Raw genomic sequence first — 16,496 nt, 5'->3', positions numbered from 1 at the left:
CTTTTATCTTTGACCTAACTAAGCTGACATTTATTATTCAGTCACGCCGACTCAGTAAATCTTACTCGGTGATAATGCGGATCCCAGGAATAATCTGCTGGCTTCTTTTACCCTTACGTTTCAACCACAGATAAAAAGCGGCTAATGCAAACAAGAAGAAACCAATCCACAGACTTGATTGAACTGGGTGCTGCGTAAAGGTAGCGGCTTGATAAACTACCGTTGCAGAACCATAAGCCAGTGAGAAAGTCCACGTTGCCGCGAACGTCGCCCACCGAGAACCAAACTCATGCACTAAGGCGCCCATTGCAGCAACACAAGGAGTATAAAGTAAGATAAACAGCAAATAGGAGAAAGCCGCAACTTTACCACTAAAACCTGCTTGTAAAGCACCGAAAGTCGATGTCGCAACACCTTGTTCTTCAGCAACGGTTTCTTTATTGGTTAAATCACCGACCGACAGTTTAAGCGGATCTTCAAGATCTAAACCAAACAAGTTAGCTGGAATCGTTGCCAGAGCCGCATTAAAGCTTTCGCTCAATGGTGCAAGCTCTTCATCTGTCGGCGCCGCGCTGCTGTATAGACTGTTTAAGGTACCAACAACCGCTTCTTTAGCGAAAATACCCGTGATAATACCGACGGTTGCAGGCCAGTTATCCTGCTCTATGCCCATAGGCGAGAAGATAGGCGTGATTTTTTGACTCGCGACACTCAGCAAAGATGCTTGGCTATCTTCATGGCCAAATGTGCCATCAACACCAATAGCATTGATGAAGTTCAATAAGGTCACGACTAGAACAATCGTTTTACCTGCGCCTAAGATAAAACTCTTAGTGCGTTTACCTGTACGAACCATAACAGCTTTCAGCTTAGGTAGTTCATAACTTGGCAGCTCCATCACCACAGCGCTACTGCTGCCGGGTAATAAAGTGCTTCTGAGTAATAAACCCGTACCGATAGCGGCAAAGATACCAATAATATACAGCAAGAAGACTAAATTCTGACCTGAATCAGGGAAGAAAGCCGCCGCAAATAGTGCATAAACAGGAAGACGTGCACCACAGGACATAAATGGTGCCATCATCCCTGTCACAATACGCTCACGCTCACTGCCTAAGGTTCGCGTCGCCATAATTGCAGGCACTGAACAACCAAAACCGACAATCATAGGAACGAATGCTTTACCAGGCAGGCCAATACGACGCATTAAACCGTCAACCACAAATGCAGCGCGCGCCATGTAGCCAGAACTTTCGAGGATCGACAAACCGAGGAAAAGCGCCGCAATAACAGGAATAAAGGTTGATACGGTTTGAATGCCTTGGCCGACACCGCCCGCTAAGATAGTGACCAACCAAGCCGGAGAGCCCATGCTCGTCAAGAATGAACCGAAGTGATCGACAAACAGTGCGCCAGCAAAAACATCAAAGAAATCAATAAAAGCACTGCCAATATTAATGCTGAACATAAACATCAAATACATCACAAACAAGAACACAGGAATGCCAAGTACAGGATGTAAAACGAGTTTATCTAATTTGTCACTGAGGGTGAGGAACCCTGACTCTTTCACTGAACCTTGAAAAACTTGTTCAACGAAATTAAAGCGCGTGGTCGCCACCATCACTTCAATATCATGGCCTTGCTGAGCGATAATCTGAGTACAGGAATTCACTTCATCCTGCAGTTCAGCATTTTTACAGCTACCACAACCCGAACCATTACCTAGCATAGCCAAAGCGCGGCCGCGACTTAATTGGGCATCTTTGCTGCAGAGTAACTGCACGCCCGCTTCGATTTGTTCATCATAATGAAGCACTAATGGGGCTTCTGAGACTCGGCCTTGAAGTAAATCGAGTACCTGTGCCTGCACTTTAGCGACATCGGCAGGATCTCGCGAACACACGCCAATCACAGGGCAACCCAGCTCTTGGCTCATTTTCTTTAAATCGACTTTAATCCCACGTTTGACAGCCGAATCAATTTTATTCAGCACCACTACCATAGGGATAGCGAGTTCACGCAATTGGGCTGTGAGATATAAGTGACGTTCGATATTAGTGGCATCGACTAAATTGATAATGCCATCGACACGTTGCTCGGCAAGGTATTGCTGCGCAATTTGCTCATCAAGTGAACAATCGCAACTATTACCCGCCGGAAGAAGGTCGTAAATACCCGGTAAGTCTGTCAGATAGACGTCAGCACCGTTTAAGGTGAAATGACCAGTCTTTTTTTCGACCGTAACACCAGACCAGTTACCCACTTGTTGATTTGCGCCTGTTAGCGCGTTAAAGAGTGTAGATTTACCCGCGTTAGGGTTTCCTACTGTGACGCAATGAAACTGCTTAGCCATTCGTCTTTTCCACCTCAATGATGTCTGCCAAATCTCTGCGCATACAAAGTTTACTACCACGAATATCCAGTTCGAGACCAGAGCCCATAGGTGCGTATCGGATCAATAAAAAACGCGTATTTGGCGTGATCCCCATGGACAACAACTTGCGCTTCACGGTTTGTGGCAGCGCCAAACGCCCCACTTCAGAAATAAGACCGTGATCGCCGGGACTGAGTTCGCTTAACTTCATTACGTATTCCACCTTGCAACAGGTTCAGCTCGAAAAACTGCGCCCATTGTAACCGAGCGATGACACTAATAACTTTACCTAGATCAAGATTTTTGATTGGTAACGATAATAGTTTTCAATTGTGTTGGGTATTATGTGATAAAAATTCCAATGAATAAACGACCAACCGAAAATAAAAATCCGCACCTTAGCATTAGTGACTATCAAGCGATGCACAGAAGTCAAAACGCTGTAAACAAATCCCACCCGAAGCAAGTGTGATCAAAATCACACTTAATCTATATCGCCTGTAAAATCATCCCTCTTTACAGTGAAAAGACCCCGCAATGTTAAGCAAGTGTCACACACTTGTTCTAATATTAACCGAGCTCAATAAGCTAAATTAGCAATATCGAAAGCGTAAAAATAACAAATATAAATGCACTCGGGAAAACATAACCATGGAAATAGGGCTAAAGTTCAGAAGCATAGCTAAGGCTATGCTATGTATTTTGTTATCAATCGCGAGCGTTTCGGCCTCAGCGACCCCTTGGGATGACAAAAAACCAGAAGAAGTTGTTGCGACATTAGACAAAAAATTCACCGAAGGTAAGTATTCCGCTAAAGGCGCTGATACTTGCCTGATGTGCCACAAAAAAAGTGCCGTGGTGATGGCGATATTTGAGGGGGTTCATGGCAACCCCAATGTGAAAGATTCACCCATGGCCGATTTGCAGTGCGAAGCCTGCCACGGCCCGTTAGGGAATCATAATAAAGGTGGCAAAGAGCCGATGATCACCTTTGGCGCAAACTCCCCTGTTCCTGCGCAAAAGCAAAACAGTGTCTGTATGAGTTGCCACAATGACAGTCAACGTACTGCATGGAAAGGCAATCACCACGATAACGCCGATGTCGCCTGTAGCAGCTGCCATCAAGTGCATACCGCAAAAGATCCTATCAGCGATAAAGCCAATGAAGTCACCATTTGTACCCAGTGCCATACCCAACAAAAAGCCGATATGCACAAGCGTTCGGCGCATCCATTACAGTGGCAACAAATGGTGTGCAGTGACTGCCATAATCCCCACGGCAGTTTAAACGATTCAAGCTTGAAACAAATGAGTGTTAATGAAAATTGCTATAGCTGTCATGCCGAAAAACGCGGCCCTAAACTGTGGGAACATGCCCCCGTCACCGACAACTGCGCTAATTGCCATAATCCCCACGGCAGCGTGAACGAAGCCATGCTGATCAGCAAACCGCCACAACTGTGTCAGCAGTGTCACGCTTCGGATGGCCATAGCAGTAATGCCTATTTTGGCAATCAAACCAATGCCTTCACTTCTGGTAATTCCTGTATGAATTGTCACGGACAAGTGCATGGCTCTAACCATCCTTCTGGCAAATTACTACAGAGATAACAAGGGAATGATCATGCGAACAGCTAAAATGTCTCACCCTAGCGCTTATTTCTCCCTCACTTTGCTGGCTTGGGCGATAAGCGGTGTTTTGACTCAAGCACACGCCGAAGGTTATGAGCTACAAGAAGCGAATCGAAGTAGCATAAAGACAGAGGCATGGAGCTGTAAGCAATGCCAACCTAAGACAGGGCATATTGGCAATGTCAGTGCCAGCCTCGCTTACAACGATAGTGAGGACAGCCGTTTCGGTAACCGCACAGGGACAGATAACGAGGGTCTCGTTGGCGCCGTCGGTGCGGATATGATGTACAAAACGCAGACGGGTTATCAAACCGAGCTGGTCGCGGACAAGTTAGGCTTTGACGCTGGCTCTGCCATGCTCACAACCGGAAGGCCGGGAAACTATCAAATCAACTTGGGTTATAGAGGCTTAGCAAACTATAACCATAATCAACTCAAAAGCCCCTATACCTCAGCGCAAGATAAAATGTTATTGCCCGATAACTGGATAACAGGCGGCACAACGCAATCTATGCCTATGTTACAGAGCAGCCTTGTTAGCCAAGATTTAAGCATTCAACGTGATCGCTTTAGTATCGGTGGTTACTACGCGGGCAAAATATCACCTGAAGGTGACAATAACAGTCACTACAAAGCCTCGCTAAACTATCAGCATGAAGACCGTAGCGGCGCCAAAAAGACCAGCGCCAATATACTCACCAATAGCGTTATGCTAGCCCAACCAATTGATGACAGTACTGATGAAGTCGATGCGAGAGTTTATTTTAACGGTTCAGGCTGGCAAGCAGGCATCAATAGCCAAATCAGCCAATATAAAAATGATCACCAAGCCATGCAGTGGCAATCAGCCTACACACCCACCTTTGGTGCAGCATACTTAGGCCAGAATGCGGTCGACCCCGACAATAAAGCCTACCGAGTTGCCGCAGAAGCCTCAGGGGGGGCAAATGGTCAAAATGTATTGATGCACGCAGGCTTTAGCCGCATGACCCAAGATGACACCTTTATTCCTGCCACCATCAATGGCCCATCGCCCGTCCTGCCTGCGGATACCTTAAATGGCCAAGTTGATATTGTAGAGATGGACCTTAAATATTCAGGACGGATCAACCAAGATTTAAGCATGCAGGCAAGCTACAACTATCAAGACAGAGATAATAAAACGGCTCAATTAGACTTTCCGCAGATCATCACCGACAGTATTAATCAAGGCACAGCCCAAAATAGCCTTTATGATAAGCGCACAAAAAAACTCGAACTTAAAAGCAAATACCGCTTTACCTCAGCGGCTTATGCCGAAGCGGGTTACAGCCATAATGAAAACGATTATGCCGAACTCGACCGCCAATCCATCGATGAATCTGGCGTGTTTGCTAAACTAAGTTATCGCTATTCACCCGCATGGTCAGCTTGGTTGAAAGGAGAAGCACTAGAGCGAGATGGCAGTGAATATCATCCCGTCGCAACCACTCAAAGTTCAAGTAATCCTTGGCTACGTAAATCCTACCTTGCCGATAGAAAAAGACAGAAAGTCACCTTACACACGGATTATCAAACTGATATGGGCCTCTCGCTGGGCGCCAGCTTGCACAGTGTCGATGACGACTATCATCATACCCTAGTAGGTCTAACTCAGGTGTCCTATCTCGGTTACGACTTGTCAGCCCAATATGTGCTGAGCAGTGACCTCAATTTAACCGCCTTTGTAAACCAAGATTGGCGCGATTCAGACCAAGCGGGCAGTAATTCCTTCTCGACACCCGATTGGTACAGCACTGCCGAGGAAAAATCGACCTTGATTGGTGCAGGGCTTAGTTATCAAAACCTGTTCGATCATCACCTCGATATTGGTTTGGATTACAGCTATTCCGACGGACAGAGTGATACAGAAGTGACCTATGGCATCACCAGTCCCTATGGCGATTTTTACGCCCGCAAACACAATATTAATGCCTACGCCAAATATAAGTTTGCCGACAGTATGTCGCTGCGCGTCGATTGGTTATTCGAAAAATATCAAGATGCTAACTGGCAAAACCAAGGCACAAGCTGGGACACGATTCCCAACGTACTCAGTTTTGGTGATATGGGCCACGATTACAACGCTCACTACTTAGGCTTGACCTTAAGCTACCAAATGTAACTTAGGCACTGACAGCGCATTCCAAGGATAGAAATATGAACAAGTTTGCAAAAATTCGCACTCAATTCAGTCTTATGCTGGCCTTAGTCTCGCTATTAAGCGCCTGTGGCGGTGATAACGGCCAAGATGGTAATCCCGGTGAGCCTGCGAAACCGCCTGCATTAACGATAACTAGCCTTAACATCATGGTCGATAAAGTCGCGATGACAGATGGCATTGCTCAAGTGGATTTTCAAGTAAGCAATCAAGATGATGAAGCCGTGATTGGTATCCCATCGGCGACATTTATTGCTGCGCAGCTTCTCCCCCAAGGTTATACAGGCGCGGGGAATAGCAGTGAATGGCAGCACTTTACCGCTGAAACCTGCGCGGCAACTTGCCCTGGCAGTCTCACAGATCATAAAAACGGTCACTACAGTTACACCTTCAGCGCCGCATTTAATGGCATGAATGGAGTGACGTTTATGCCAGAAGCGACCCAAAGAATGGTAGTCAAAATTGGCGGCGATAAACTTGCCGATAACACGCCCTTACCTATAACCAATCAGCATTATGACTGGCAATCTTCAGGTAGTAATGTCGCTTACACCCGCAACTTAGTCACAATAGAGACCTGTAATAGTTGCCACAGTAATCTTGCTTTCCATGGCAGTAGATATGATCAAATCGAAACCTGCGTCACCTGCCATAACAGCAAAAAAGTCAGTAACCCTGATATTTTCCCACAAATGATCCACAGCAAACATTTAACCGGCTTCCCGCAACCCATTAGTGACTGCCAAACCTGTCACGTCGATAAGGCTGAGTTAACCGAACAGCAAAACTGGCGCAGAGTCCCGACCATGCAAGCCTGTGGTGCCTGTCATACACAGATCAATTTCCCCGCAGGCGAAGGACACCCAGTGCAAACAGATAACAGTAACTGCGTGGCGTGTCATAATGCCGACTGGACCGCAAGCGTACACAGTGATGAAGCTAAAGCCGCGGCACTGATGCAATTTAGCCCAAGTATCACCAGCGCCAGTATGGATGCCAATGGCACGGTCACTGTTGCGGTTAAGTTGATGAATCCAGCCACAGGAACTGTGTATAGCGAAAGTGCCGATAAGCTAAAATTTATCAATGACTTAAGGGTATATGCCAACTGGGGAACCAGTTTTGATTATGCGACCCGTTCAGCTCGCTCGATTAAACTGTCGGAATCCACACCCATATCAGGCTCTAATGGCATTTATACCTATACGATAGCGGGCCTTACCGTGGCAGCAGGCACTGAAACGGATCATGGTGGACTTGCGATTCAAAGCAGAATTTGTGCCAAAGATAAAGTACTGGTTGATTGCACGACTGAACTGGCGGAAGTGTTAGTAATTAAATCCAGCCGCAGTTATTTTGATATGGCAGCATTGAGCAATGAAGGTCGTCGTAGCGTTGTGAGTAATGCAAGCTGCGGTAATTGCCATGGCGATCAAAAACTGAATATTCACGGCTCACGTAACGATCTCGATGGTCAATGCCAGCTATGCCATAACGCCAATATGCTGGCCGATGCGACGGCAGCCAATCCTTCAATCACATCATTTGACTTTAAGCAGCTGATCCACGGTATTCACACCAGTCAATTCACGGGGTTTGAAAGCCTAAACTACCCAGGAAAAATCGGTAACTGTGCCCAATGCCATGTTAACGATACTGCGGGAATTTCTACCGTCGCCCTCCCCTTAAATTCATCGGTGCAACCCCTTGCCCTCAATAACGGCACTTTTACCAGCCCAATTGCCGCGGTGTGTAGCAACTGCCATTCAGATACCAGCACTCATAACCACATGGCTCAGCAAGGTGCTGTTTTTGCAGGTACAAAATCCGATGCAACCGCAGGAACTGAAACCTGTGCTTTCTGTCATGGACAGGGCGGAGTCGCGGACGTGTTGAAAGTGCATCCAATAAACTAACCCTATGATGCTGGCCTAAAAAGGCCAGCAACTGCAGATATAAAAGGAACTCATACGATGCAGTCATCTACTCCTAAAGAAATAGTCAGATCTCAGTCACATTACCCGCCTAAAGTGACTGATAAATACCAGTGACTTAGTTAGCCTTACAGATGGAAAACTAATTCCACACATCTTATGCGGGTAATGAGATTTATTCTTATTTGCCAAGCGTTTGATGATGATTACAACTATTGCAGGGAAATATCATGATGAAACGGTTCAATTTCAATACCGCAACAAAAGCGATGTTGGGTGCCGGTTTACTCTCTCTACTACTCGCCGGTTGCGGTGGTAGTGACGGTAAAGATGGTGAAGACGGAAAACCGGGTCCGGTAGGCTTAGACATAAGTCAAGCCACCACACTCAAAGCCACACTTGAAGATGTAAAAATTGACAACGGCACTGTCAGCGTAGACATAGTACTAACGAATGCGAATGGCGTTCCTGTGACGGGTCTAGAGCAATACGCTCAAATCAATGCTATCGGATTGGGTATTGCAAAACTTACCCCTGAAAATGGCAAAGGTTACAAAACACCTCAATGGGTCAGCTATATCAACTCAGTGAAAGCAGCTGATCCTGCACGCAAGCTTGCAAATTATAGCTATACCGATGGTAAAGATAGCGCTGGCAATCCTATTACTAAAGAAGTGAAATTTACACCTGGTGATGCTATTCAAGCGAACATCGAATCTAGTTGTAAAACCACTTGTTTAACAGTGGTTGATAGTGGCGTTTACCGCTATACCTTCCAAACCAATTTAAGTTCTTTGACCGCTATTGAAGGTCTCGATTTAACCTACGACCCAACACTAGTTCACCGCATTACGTTAGAACTGCAAACCGATGGCAGTAAAGATGCCAAGTTAGTCAACAGCCATATCGACTTTTTACCAAGCGATAACTTTAGAGAAGCCAAGGCTGAAGAAACGCGTACTGTTGTCGATTTAGAAGCCAACTGTATTAAGTGCCACAGCACAAACTACAGCGATACTTCCTCTACCGCTAAACCATTAGCACTGCATGGTGGAAGACGTATTGCGATTGCAAACTGCCAAGTTTGTCATACCAGCTACAGTAAAGATCCAGAAACAGGCTCATCAATTGATTTAGGTGCCATGGCTCACGCCATCCATAAAGGCACTTATATCATGGTAGGTTACAGCGGCACAGCCTATGACTTTAGCGGTACTATGGCGAAAGCTGCGGCTGAAAATGGCTACCCGCAATACAATAAAGTTAAAGACGTTTCTGAACGTGTCACTCTGCCAGTGTCTATCGGGAACTGCCAGTCTTGCCATAGCACAGATGACAAAGGACCCGTTGATGCCGCAAGCTTTAAACATCACAAAGGTTTAGCCTGCGCATCTTGTCACATGTCAGGGTTTAATCCAGTAGATAACAGTGAATGGTTAACGCAACCAGAAGGTCAAAAAGACCGCGGATTTGTGGGTAACTATTTCCACTACTATGCCACTCCTGAGATTGATGGTATTCCAGGTGCAGACCTTGTCAATGTATACCAAAACGGTGGTTGTACATCTTGCCACGCAGCAGATGGTGAAGAAGGTAGTGCAAAATACCATCTAGCCAAAGCGAATGTGACTAAGAGCGTTCGTGATGAATATGCTTATAAGCTAGGCAACGGTACTTTTGATGTGTCCGGTAATAAATTAACATTTACCGTACAATGGCACAGCGATGTTGCACCTAAAGATGATAAAGCCGTTAAAGAGTTATGGTTAGTGGCTGCAGCATTAGATGGTGAGTACAAAATAGGATATAAATCTTCAACATTTGGCAGTCATCCTGGTCGTTTCTCTGTCAATCTTGTAAAAGAGTATCCCGCCATCACTATGGTACAAGATGGTAAGACACTGACTTATACTATCTCTGGCATCACACAACCCGATATGATTGCGCTGAAAAGAGGAACCCTGTCAGCCAAGCTATTCGTATGTGCTGATCCAACAGAGACAAAAGCGATAGATTGCACCGATACCACTGTCACCAATAAAACAGAAGTCATTATCGCAGCAAATCAAGCAAACTTTGCAAGCGCAATGGCTGGTGATCCTGCTTTTGTGGCTCGCACTGTTGTTGCATCTGAAGCAAAATGCGCAAATTGCCATGGTAAACAAGCAGACTTCTCTGTTTCACACTCTCGTGTCAGACCGACTGGCGCTGCCGATAGTGGTTGTAGCAGTTGTCATACTTCACAACCTAACACAGCCGTTAATCTAACGGATGGAAGCTGTGTTAGCTGTCATAATGACTCACTGACTGCGGCAAACAGCACAGGCCATAGCGCGACAAGAGCAAAAGCCTTTAGCCGTGGCTTTGATTTCAAAGTGATGGTTCACCAAATACATGCTAATACACGTAGTGGTCGTTTCGGTAACTACACAACCGATATAACCTTCCCTGAAAACGTAGCAAACTGTGCAGTTTGCCACGATAAAGGCCAACTGAGCTTAGCTAAACTGGGTGACAAACACGTGTTTAATGCAAGCACTGGTGAATACTCTCCTACCGTTGCAGCTTGTGCTTCGTGCCATGCGCCAACGGCTGAAGGTAACAGTGCAGTGATTGGTCATTTCGAGAATAACGGTGGTGTGTACAATGGTACTGCGGGTACTTACACCCCTGGTAGCGAAACCTGTGCGACCTGCCATGGTGAAGGTAAATCATTTGGTGTGGATAAAGTTCACCCAGTGAAATACTAATATGGAGCCGAGTAACAAATCGCAAATCAGTCGTTACTCACATTAGATTCAGCAAAATCCCCCGCTGTGCGGGGGATTTTATTTACATAACAATAACCCCATGTAAAAGAATTCAAACCTTGCTTTTATAGTATAAAGTCAACGCACATCACCCAGATAAACTCCGCTGCTTTTTTGTTCTAAAATCATTTTTATCTCTCGCTTTAAATACCTCTTTAGAAATAGAAAGATCCAAGTCACACATTAGCAAAGGCCTTGGAGATTTTAAGGTCATGTTAGGTTAGCCTTTCGTTGGGGAATTCTATTTCCAGCATCCACTTAAGTCGCTTCTAGTGACCAAAAACACAGACATAGAATCTGTTGGCGTTAGAACATAGCGTTTAAGCAATGCCAAACCTATGCAGGGAAAAAATGATGAACGCATATAAATCTAAAATCGCACTGCTATTAGCAGCAAGTGCAGTCACTATGGCCTTAGCGGGCTGTGGTGGCAGCGATGGTAATGAGGGTAATCCTGGTGAACCTGGTGGTGAACCCGCTGGTGCGATCCAAACATTAAACTTTAACTTTGAGAAAGCCTTAATAAAGGACGGCTTGCCGAACCTTCAATTTCGGGTAACTAACGAAGATGATATGCCCGTTGTTGGGCTTCAATATTTCAAGTTTTACGCTGAACAACTGGTTCCTCAGGGAGCAACAGGTGCTGGCGATGCGTCAAAATGGCAATATCTTATTGATGAAACTTGTGATTTAACGCCTGCAGTTAAAAAATGTACTGGTACGTTAGTAGATCACAAAAATGGTACCTACAGCTATAACTTCGGTACTAACCTCAAAACAAGTACCCGTGCAACCTATAACGGTGAGTTAGCTCAGCGTATTGTACTGAATAACTATGTTCGCGGTAGTACACCTGCACCATTACCTGATGGCACCACGCTGCCAGTCTTTACTGGCATATTTGACTATATAGCAGACACGGGTGCTGATGCGACTTACAGCCGTAAAATCGTTGCAACTGAAAGCTGTAATACTTGCCACGGTGAAGTAATTAACGCCAAACATTACACTAATGATGTTAATTTCTGTGCGAGTTGCCATACTTCTGGCCGAGTAAAAGCAGGAAATGAATTTAATGTGTTAGTCCATGCTAAGCATAAAGACTTAACCTTAAATGCATTAGATAGCTGTCAAAGCTGCCACGCTGAAAGTGATGCCGCGCCAGATTGGGCCAATTGGTCACGCATTCCAACTGCCGCTACCTGTGGAAGCTGCCATAGCGCAGTGGACTTTGCTGCTGGCAAAGGCCATTCACAACAACTTGATAACTCCAACTGTATCGCCTGCCATAACAGCGATTGGACTGCAGAACTGCACACAGGTAAGACTGCTGACAAGAAAGCCGTTATCGCTCAGTTAGGTATGTCAGCAGCACTTGCTGGTCAAGCTGATGATACTGCAGTATTAACCGTGTCTATCTTAGACAAAGACGGTAACGCGATTGATGCGGCAACGGTTCAAGACAAGATCAAACGTTTAGAATCTGTCACTAACGTTGGCCCTAACTTCCCAATCATGGGTTATAACGCTAGCCCAAGTAACAGCGTTGCAAAAATATCTAAAGACTTAGTCAAAGATGGCACTCTGCAAGATGGCGTGACCTTAGTTGATGGTAAACTAGTCTTCACTACGCCTGCCCTGCCCTTCGGTACTGGTGATGCTAATACCGCCTTTACCTTTATCGGTATGGAAATATGTAGCACTGGTACTAGCTTAACGGCATGTACCGCTGATAGCGCAACCACCAGTATGAAAGCTGAGCTCGCCTTTGGCACAAAATCTGGCACACCAAACATGCGCCATGTTAACTCAGTCAACTTCAGTACCTGTCAAAACTGTCACAGCGAGACCTTCGCGATTCACAAAGGCTACCATTCAGGTTTTGTGATGACAGAGCAAGTATCTCATGCAAAAGATGCAAAAGGTAAAGCTATCGTCGGTGTTGATGGCTGCGTTACATGCCATACACCTGATGGTACTGGCTACTCTGGCAATGGTATGGCAATCGAAATACGTGCACACAAAACGCATTACGAAAAAGCATATAATATCGCAGCTGAAACCTGTACCCAGTGTCACAACGACTTCAACCTAGAAGCATTTAAGGTCAAAGGTGCTTTGGCAACTGCTGCAGGCAAATATACGACTCCAATAGCGGCCACTTGTACTTCATGCCACGCAGTCACTGACATGAAAGCGCATTCCAAGGCTGTGCTTGAAAACTTCGGTGCCATCATTGATGGTGACTTTACCCAAGCCAATCAAGCGGCGCAGTCAGAAACCTGTTTCTACTGTCACAAACCCACACCAACAGATCACACTCAGGTGAAGATGTAATTTGCCCAAGCAGGGGGAGTTCGCTCCCCCTTTCTTGAATTTTGTTGGGACAAATTGGGAAGCCTATTATGAAGAACAGCCTAAAAATGAAAAACCTACTGCCGGCACTTGTCATCTCCATGGCAATGTCTGCAGTGATGTCTTTATGCATCACACCGAGTGCACACGCCTCAAAGTGGGATGACAAAATGACTCCAGAACAAGTCGAAGCCACCTTAGATAAGAAGTTTGCCGAAGGCAGCTACTCCCCTAAAGGTGCCGATTCTTGTTTGATGTGCCACAAAAAATCTGAAAAAGTGATGGACCTTTTCAAAGGTGTCCATGGCGCCATTGATTCATCAAAGAGCCCAATGGCTGGCCTGCAATGTGAAGCCTGTCATGGTCCTATGGGTCAACACAATAAAGGCGGCAACGAGCCGATGATCACTTTTGGTAAGCAATCGACCTTAAGTGCAGAAAAACAAAACAGTGTCTGTATGAGCTGTCACCAAGATGATAAACGCGTATCTTGGAACGGTAGTCACCATGACAATGCCGATGTCGCTTGTGCCTCATGCCACCAAGTGCATGTCGCAAAAGATCCTGTGTTATCAAAAAACACCGAAATGGAAGTCTGTACTAGCTGTCACACTAAGCAAAAAGCAGACATGAATAAACGCTCGAGTCACCCACTAAAATGGGCTCAAATGACCTGTAGCGATTGTCATAATCCCCATGGGAGCATGACAGATTCCGATCTAAACAAGCCTAGCATTAACGAAACCTGTTACTCCTGCCACGCCGAGAAACGCGGCCCAAAACTGTGGGAACATGCACCCGTCACTGAGAACTGTGTGACTTGCCACAATCCTCACGGCAGTGTGAATGATGCCATGTTGAAAACCCGCGCACCGCAGCTGTGTCAGCAATGTCACGCCAGCGATGGCCACGCCAGCAATGCTTACTTAGGTAACACTGGTTTAGGTTCAAACGTCGGCGACAATGCCTTTACGGGTGGAAGAAGCTGTTTAAATTGCCACAGTCAGGTCCATGGTTCAAACCATCCATCTGGCAAGCTATTACAGCGCTAAGGAGACGAGAAAATGAAATTTAAACTCAATTTGATCACTCTGGCGTTACTAGCAAACACAGGTTTTGCAATAGCGGCCGACGGGTATGGCCTAGCCAATGCCAATACAGAAAAAGTCAAAATGTCCGCTTGGAGCTGTAAAGGCTGCGTTGTTGAAACGGGTACATCTGGCACTGTGGGTGTTGGCGTGGGTTACAACAGCGAAGAGGATATTCGCTCGGCGAATGCCTTTGGGACTTCAAACGAAGTTGCAGGTAAATTTGATGCCGATGTCACCTTCCGTGGTGAGAAAGGCTATCAAGCCAGCGTTGAAGCTTATCAACTGGGCATGGATGGTGGCCGTTTAGATGTCAATGCGGGCAAACAGGGCCAGTATAATGTCAATGTAAACTATCGCCAAATCGCCACTTACAATAGTAATAGCGCCTTAACGCCCTACTCTGGTGTCGGCAGCGATAATTTAACCTTGCCAGACAACTGGGTAACTGCGGGTTCAAGCAGCCAGATGCCGTTACTGATGGACAACCTAAATGCCTTAGAACTGTCGCTCAAACGTGAGCGCACAGGGTTAGGTTTTGACTATCAAGGTGAATCGCTGTGGAGTACGCATGTGAGCTACATGCGTGAAGAAAAAACCGGCTTGAAAAAAACATCAGGTGGATTCTTTAACCAATCCATGATGTTAGCTGAGCCAGTTGATTACACCACTGACTCCATTGAAGCTGGCATTAAACTAAAAGGCGATCGTTGGTTCACTGCACTTAACTACAATGGCTCAATTTTTAAGAACGAGTACAACCAGTTAAACTTCGACAGTGCCTTCAATCCGACCTTTGGTGCTCAAACCTCTGGCACACTCGCCCTTGACCCTGACAACCAGTCACACACAGTGTCGCTCATGGGTCAATACAACGACAATACCAATGTGTTAACAGGTCGTGTGCTTGCGGGACAAATGAGTCAAGACCAAGCATTAGTCACTTCAGGCTATGGCTATCAAGTGCCGACAGAGGCCGTTGATGCCAAAGTTGACCTCACAGGGTTAAACTTAAAAGTCGTCAGTAAAGTGACTAACTCACTGCGCTTAAGTGGTAGCTACGACTATAGCGACCGTGATAACAATACTCAAATTGAAGAGTGGACCCAAGTCAGCATCAACAATGTCAATGGTAAGGTGGCCTATAACACCCCTTACGATAACACTAGCCAACGCTTCAAAGTGGCGGCGGATTATCGTATTACCCATGGACTGAAGCTTGATGGCGGCTATGACTTCAAACGTGACGACCGTAATTATCAAGACCGTGAAACCACGGATGAAAATACTGTTTGGGCACGTTTGCGCGTTAACAGCTTTGAAACTTGGGATATGTGGGTTAAGGGCAGTTACGGTCAGCGTGATGGCTCGCAATATCAAGCTTCTGAATGGACATCTTCTGAAACCAACAGCCTGTTACGTAAGTACAATCTGGCTAACCGCGACAGAACCCAGATTGAAGCTCGAGTCACCCACTCGCCAATCGACAGCTTGACCATAGATTTCGGTGCCCGTTACGCATTAGATGACTACTCTGACACAGTTATTGGCTTAACTGAGTCAAAAGACACCAGTTATGATGCCAACATCAGCTACATGATCACCGATGATTTACTGGCGACAGCCTTCTACAACTACCAAATCATTGAGTCTGAACAAGCGGGAAGCAGTAATTACAGCACCCCAACGTGGACAGGATTCATTGAAGACAATGTAGATGTGATCGGGGCAGGCCTGAGCTACAACAACTTGCTTGAGAACAAGTTACGCATGGGATTGGATTACACTTATTCAAACTCCGACAGTAACACTCAAGTCAGACAAGGTATCACAGGCGACTATGGCGATTATTTTGCCAAAGTGCACAACATTAACTTATATGCTCAATATCAAGCCACCGAGAAAATGGCGCTGCGCTTGGATTATAAAATTGAGAATTATAAAGACAATGATGCCGCCAATGATATCGCCGTCGATGGGATCTGGAACGTCGTAGGCTTTGGCAGCAATAGCCATGACTACACAGCGCAAATGATCATGCTGAGCATGAGTTACAAACTCTAATCGATACTGTTCATAACACGAAAAGCCCGCATTTTGCGGGCTTTTGTTTAAGTGCAG

General features: G+C 45.8%; 9 protein-coding genes. 7 read left to right on the top strand and 2 right to left on the bottom strand.

What is annotated here, in order from left to right; all coding sequences use genetic code 11:
* Positions 1–61 precede the first annotated feature (61 nt).
* A complete protein-coding gene (gene feoB / locus L5L97_RS08590) occupies positions 62–2,356 on the bottom strand; it encodes a Fe(2+) transporter permease subunit FeoB (RefSeq protein ID WP_105252942.1) in 2,295 nt (764 codons plus the stop codon).
* The gene (locus tag L5L97_RS08585) at positions 2,349–2,588 is read right to left on the bottom strand and encodes a ferrous iron transport protein A (protein ID WP_263181129.1); all 240 of its coding nucleotides are present in this window, start codon (positions 2,586–2,588) and stop codon (positions 2,349–2,351) included. Before L5L97_RS08585 ends, feoB begins: the two co-directional genes overlap by 8 nt.
* A 440-nt stretch (positions 2,589–3,028) precedes the next feature.
* On the opposite strand from L5L97_RS08585, the gene L5L97_RS08580 reads away from it, so the two are divergent.
* The 7 genes from L5L97_RS08580 (at position 3,029) to L5L97_RS08550 (ending at position 16,439) form a co-directional block, all read left to right on the top strand.
* Positions 3,029–3,988, top strand: a complete 960-nt coding sequence (locus L5L97_RS08580) for a DmsE family decaheme c-type cytochrome (RefSeq protein ID WP_263181131.1) — start codon at positions 3,029–3,031, stop codon at positions 3,986–3,988.
* 13 nt (positions 3,989–4,001) lie between these two features.
* The gene (locus tag L5L97_RS08575) at positions 4,002–6,152 is read left to right on the top strand and encodes an MtrB/PioB family decaheme-associated outer membrane protein (protein WP_263181132.1); all 2,151 of its coding nucleotides are present in this window, start codon (positions 4,002–4,004) and stop codon (positions 6,150–6,152) included.
* A 35-nt stretch (positions 6,153–6,187) separates the two neighbouring features.
* On the top strand, positions 6,188–8,104 hold the full coding sequence (locus tag L5L97_RS08570) for an OmcA/MtrC family decaheme c-type cytochrome (protein WP_263181133.1): 1,917 nt from the start codon (positions 6,188–6,190) through the stop codon (positions 8,102–8,104).
* A 248-nt stretch (positions 8,105–8,352) separates the two neighbouring features.
* A complete protein-coding gene (locus L5L97_RS08565) occupies positions 8,353–10,872 on the top strand; it encodes an OmcA/MtrC family decaheme c-type cytochrome (protein ID WP_263181134.1) in 2,520 nt (839 codons plus the stop codon).
* A gap of 411 nt (positions 10,873–11,283) precedes the next feature.
* Positions 11,284–13,269 carry an OmcA/MtrC family decaheme c-type cytochrome gene (locus tag L5L97_RS08560; protein WP_263181136.1) on the top strand — a complete coding sequence of 662 codons (1,986 nt, stop codon included), beginning with the start codon at positions 11,284–11,286 and terminating at the stop codon, positions 13,267–13,269.
* A gap of 68 nt (positions 13,270–13,337) precedes the next feature.
* On the top strand, positions 13,338–14,339 hold the full coding sequence (gene mtrA / locus L5L97_RS08555; RefSeq protein WP_028760483.1) for a decaheme c-type cytochrome MtrA: 1,002 nt from the start codon (positions 13,338–13,340) through the stop codon (positions 14,337–14,339).
* Between the two features lie 12 nt (positions 14,340–14,351).
* Positions 14,352–16,439 (top strand): MtrB/PioB family decaheme-associated outer membrane protein, encoded by a 2,088-nt coding sequence (locus L5L97_RS08550; RefSeq protein WP_263181137.1) that lies wholly within the window; start codon positions 14,352–14,354, stop codon positions 16,437–16,439.
* Positions 16,440–16,496: the final 57 nt, after the last annotated feature.

Origin of the sequence: Shewanella sp. SM71, assembly GCF_025653905.1 — a bacterium.
Taxonomy (GTDB): domain Bacteria; phylum Pseudomonadota; class Gammaproteobacteria; order Enterobacterales; family Shewanellaceae; genus Shewanella; species Shewanella oncorhynchi.
Note: the sequence above shows the minus strand (reverse complement) of the source record. Positions and strands in the feature narration are given on the sequence as shown.

What these genes read in the sequence shown, in the direction of transcription:
- feoB (WP_105252942.1), bottom strand. Translation starts at nt 2,356, where the DNA reads ATGGCTAAGCAGTTTCATTGCGTCACAGTAGGAAACCCTAACGCGGGT.
- L5L97_RS08585 (WP_263181129.1), bottom strand. Translation starts at nt 2,588, where the DNA reads ATGAAGTTAAGCGAACTCAGTCCCGGCGATCACGGTCTTATTTCTGAA.
- L5L97_RS08580 (WP_263181131.1), top strand. Translation starts at nt 3,029, where the DNA reads ATGGAAATAGGGCTAAAGTTCAGAAGCATAGCTAAGGCTATGCTATGT.
- L5L97_RS08575 (WP_263181132.1), top strand. Translation starts at nt 4,002, where the DNA reads ATGCGAACAGCTAAAATGTCTCACCCTAGCGCTTATTTCTCCCTCACT.
- L5L97_RS08570 (WP_263181133.1), top strand. Translation starts at nt 6,188, where the DNA reads ATGAACAAGTTTGCAAAAATTCGCACTCAATTCAGTCTTATGCTGGCC.
- L5L97_RS08565 (WP_263181134.1), top strand. Translation starts at nt 8,353, where the DNA reads ATGATGAAACGGTTCAATTTCAATACCGCAACAAAAGCGATGTTGGGT.
- L5L97_RS08560 (WP_263181136.1), top strand. Translation starts at nt 11,284, where the DNA reads ATGATGAACGCATATAAATCTAAAATCGCACTGCTATTAGCAGCAAGT.
- mtrA (WP_028760483.1), top strand. Translation starts at nt 13,338, where the DNA reads ATGAAGAACAGCCTAAAAATGAAAAACCTACTGCCGGCACTTGTCATC.
- L5L97_RS08550 (WP_263181137.1), top strand. Translation starts at nt 14,352, where the DNA reads ATGAAATTTAAACTCAATTTGATCACTCTGGCGTTACTAGCAAACACA.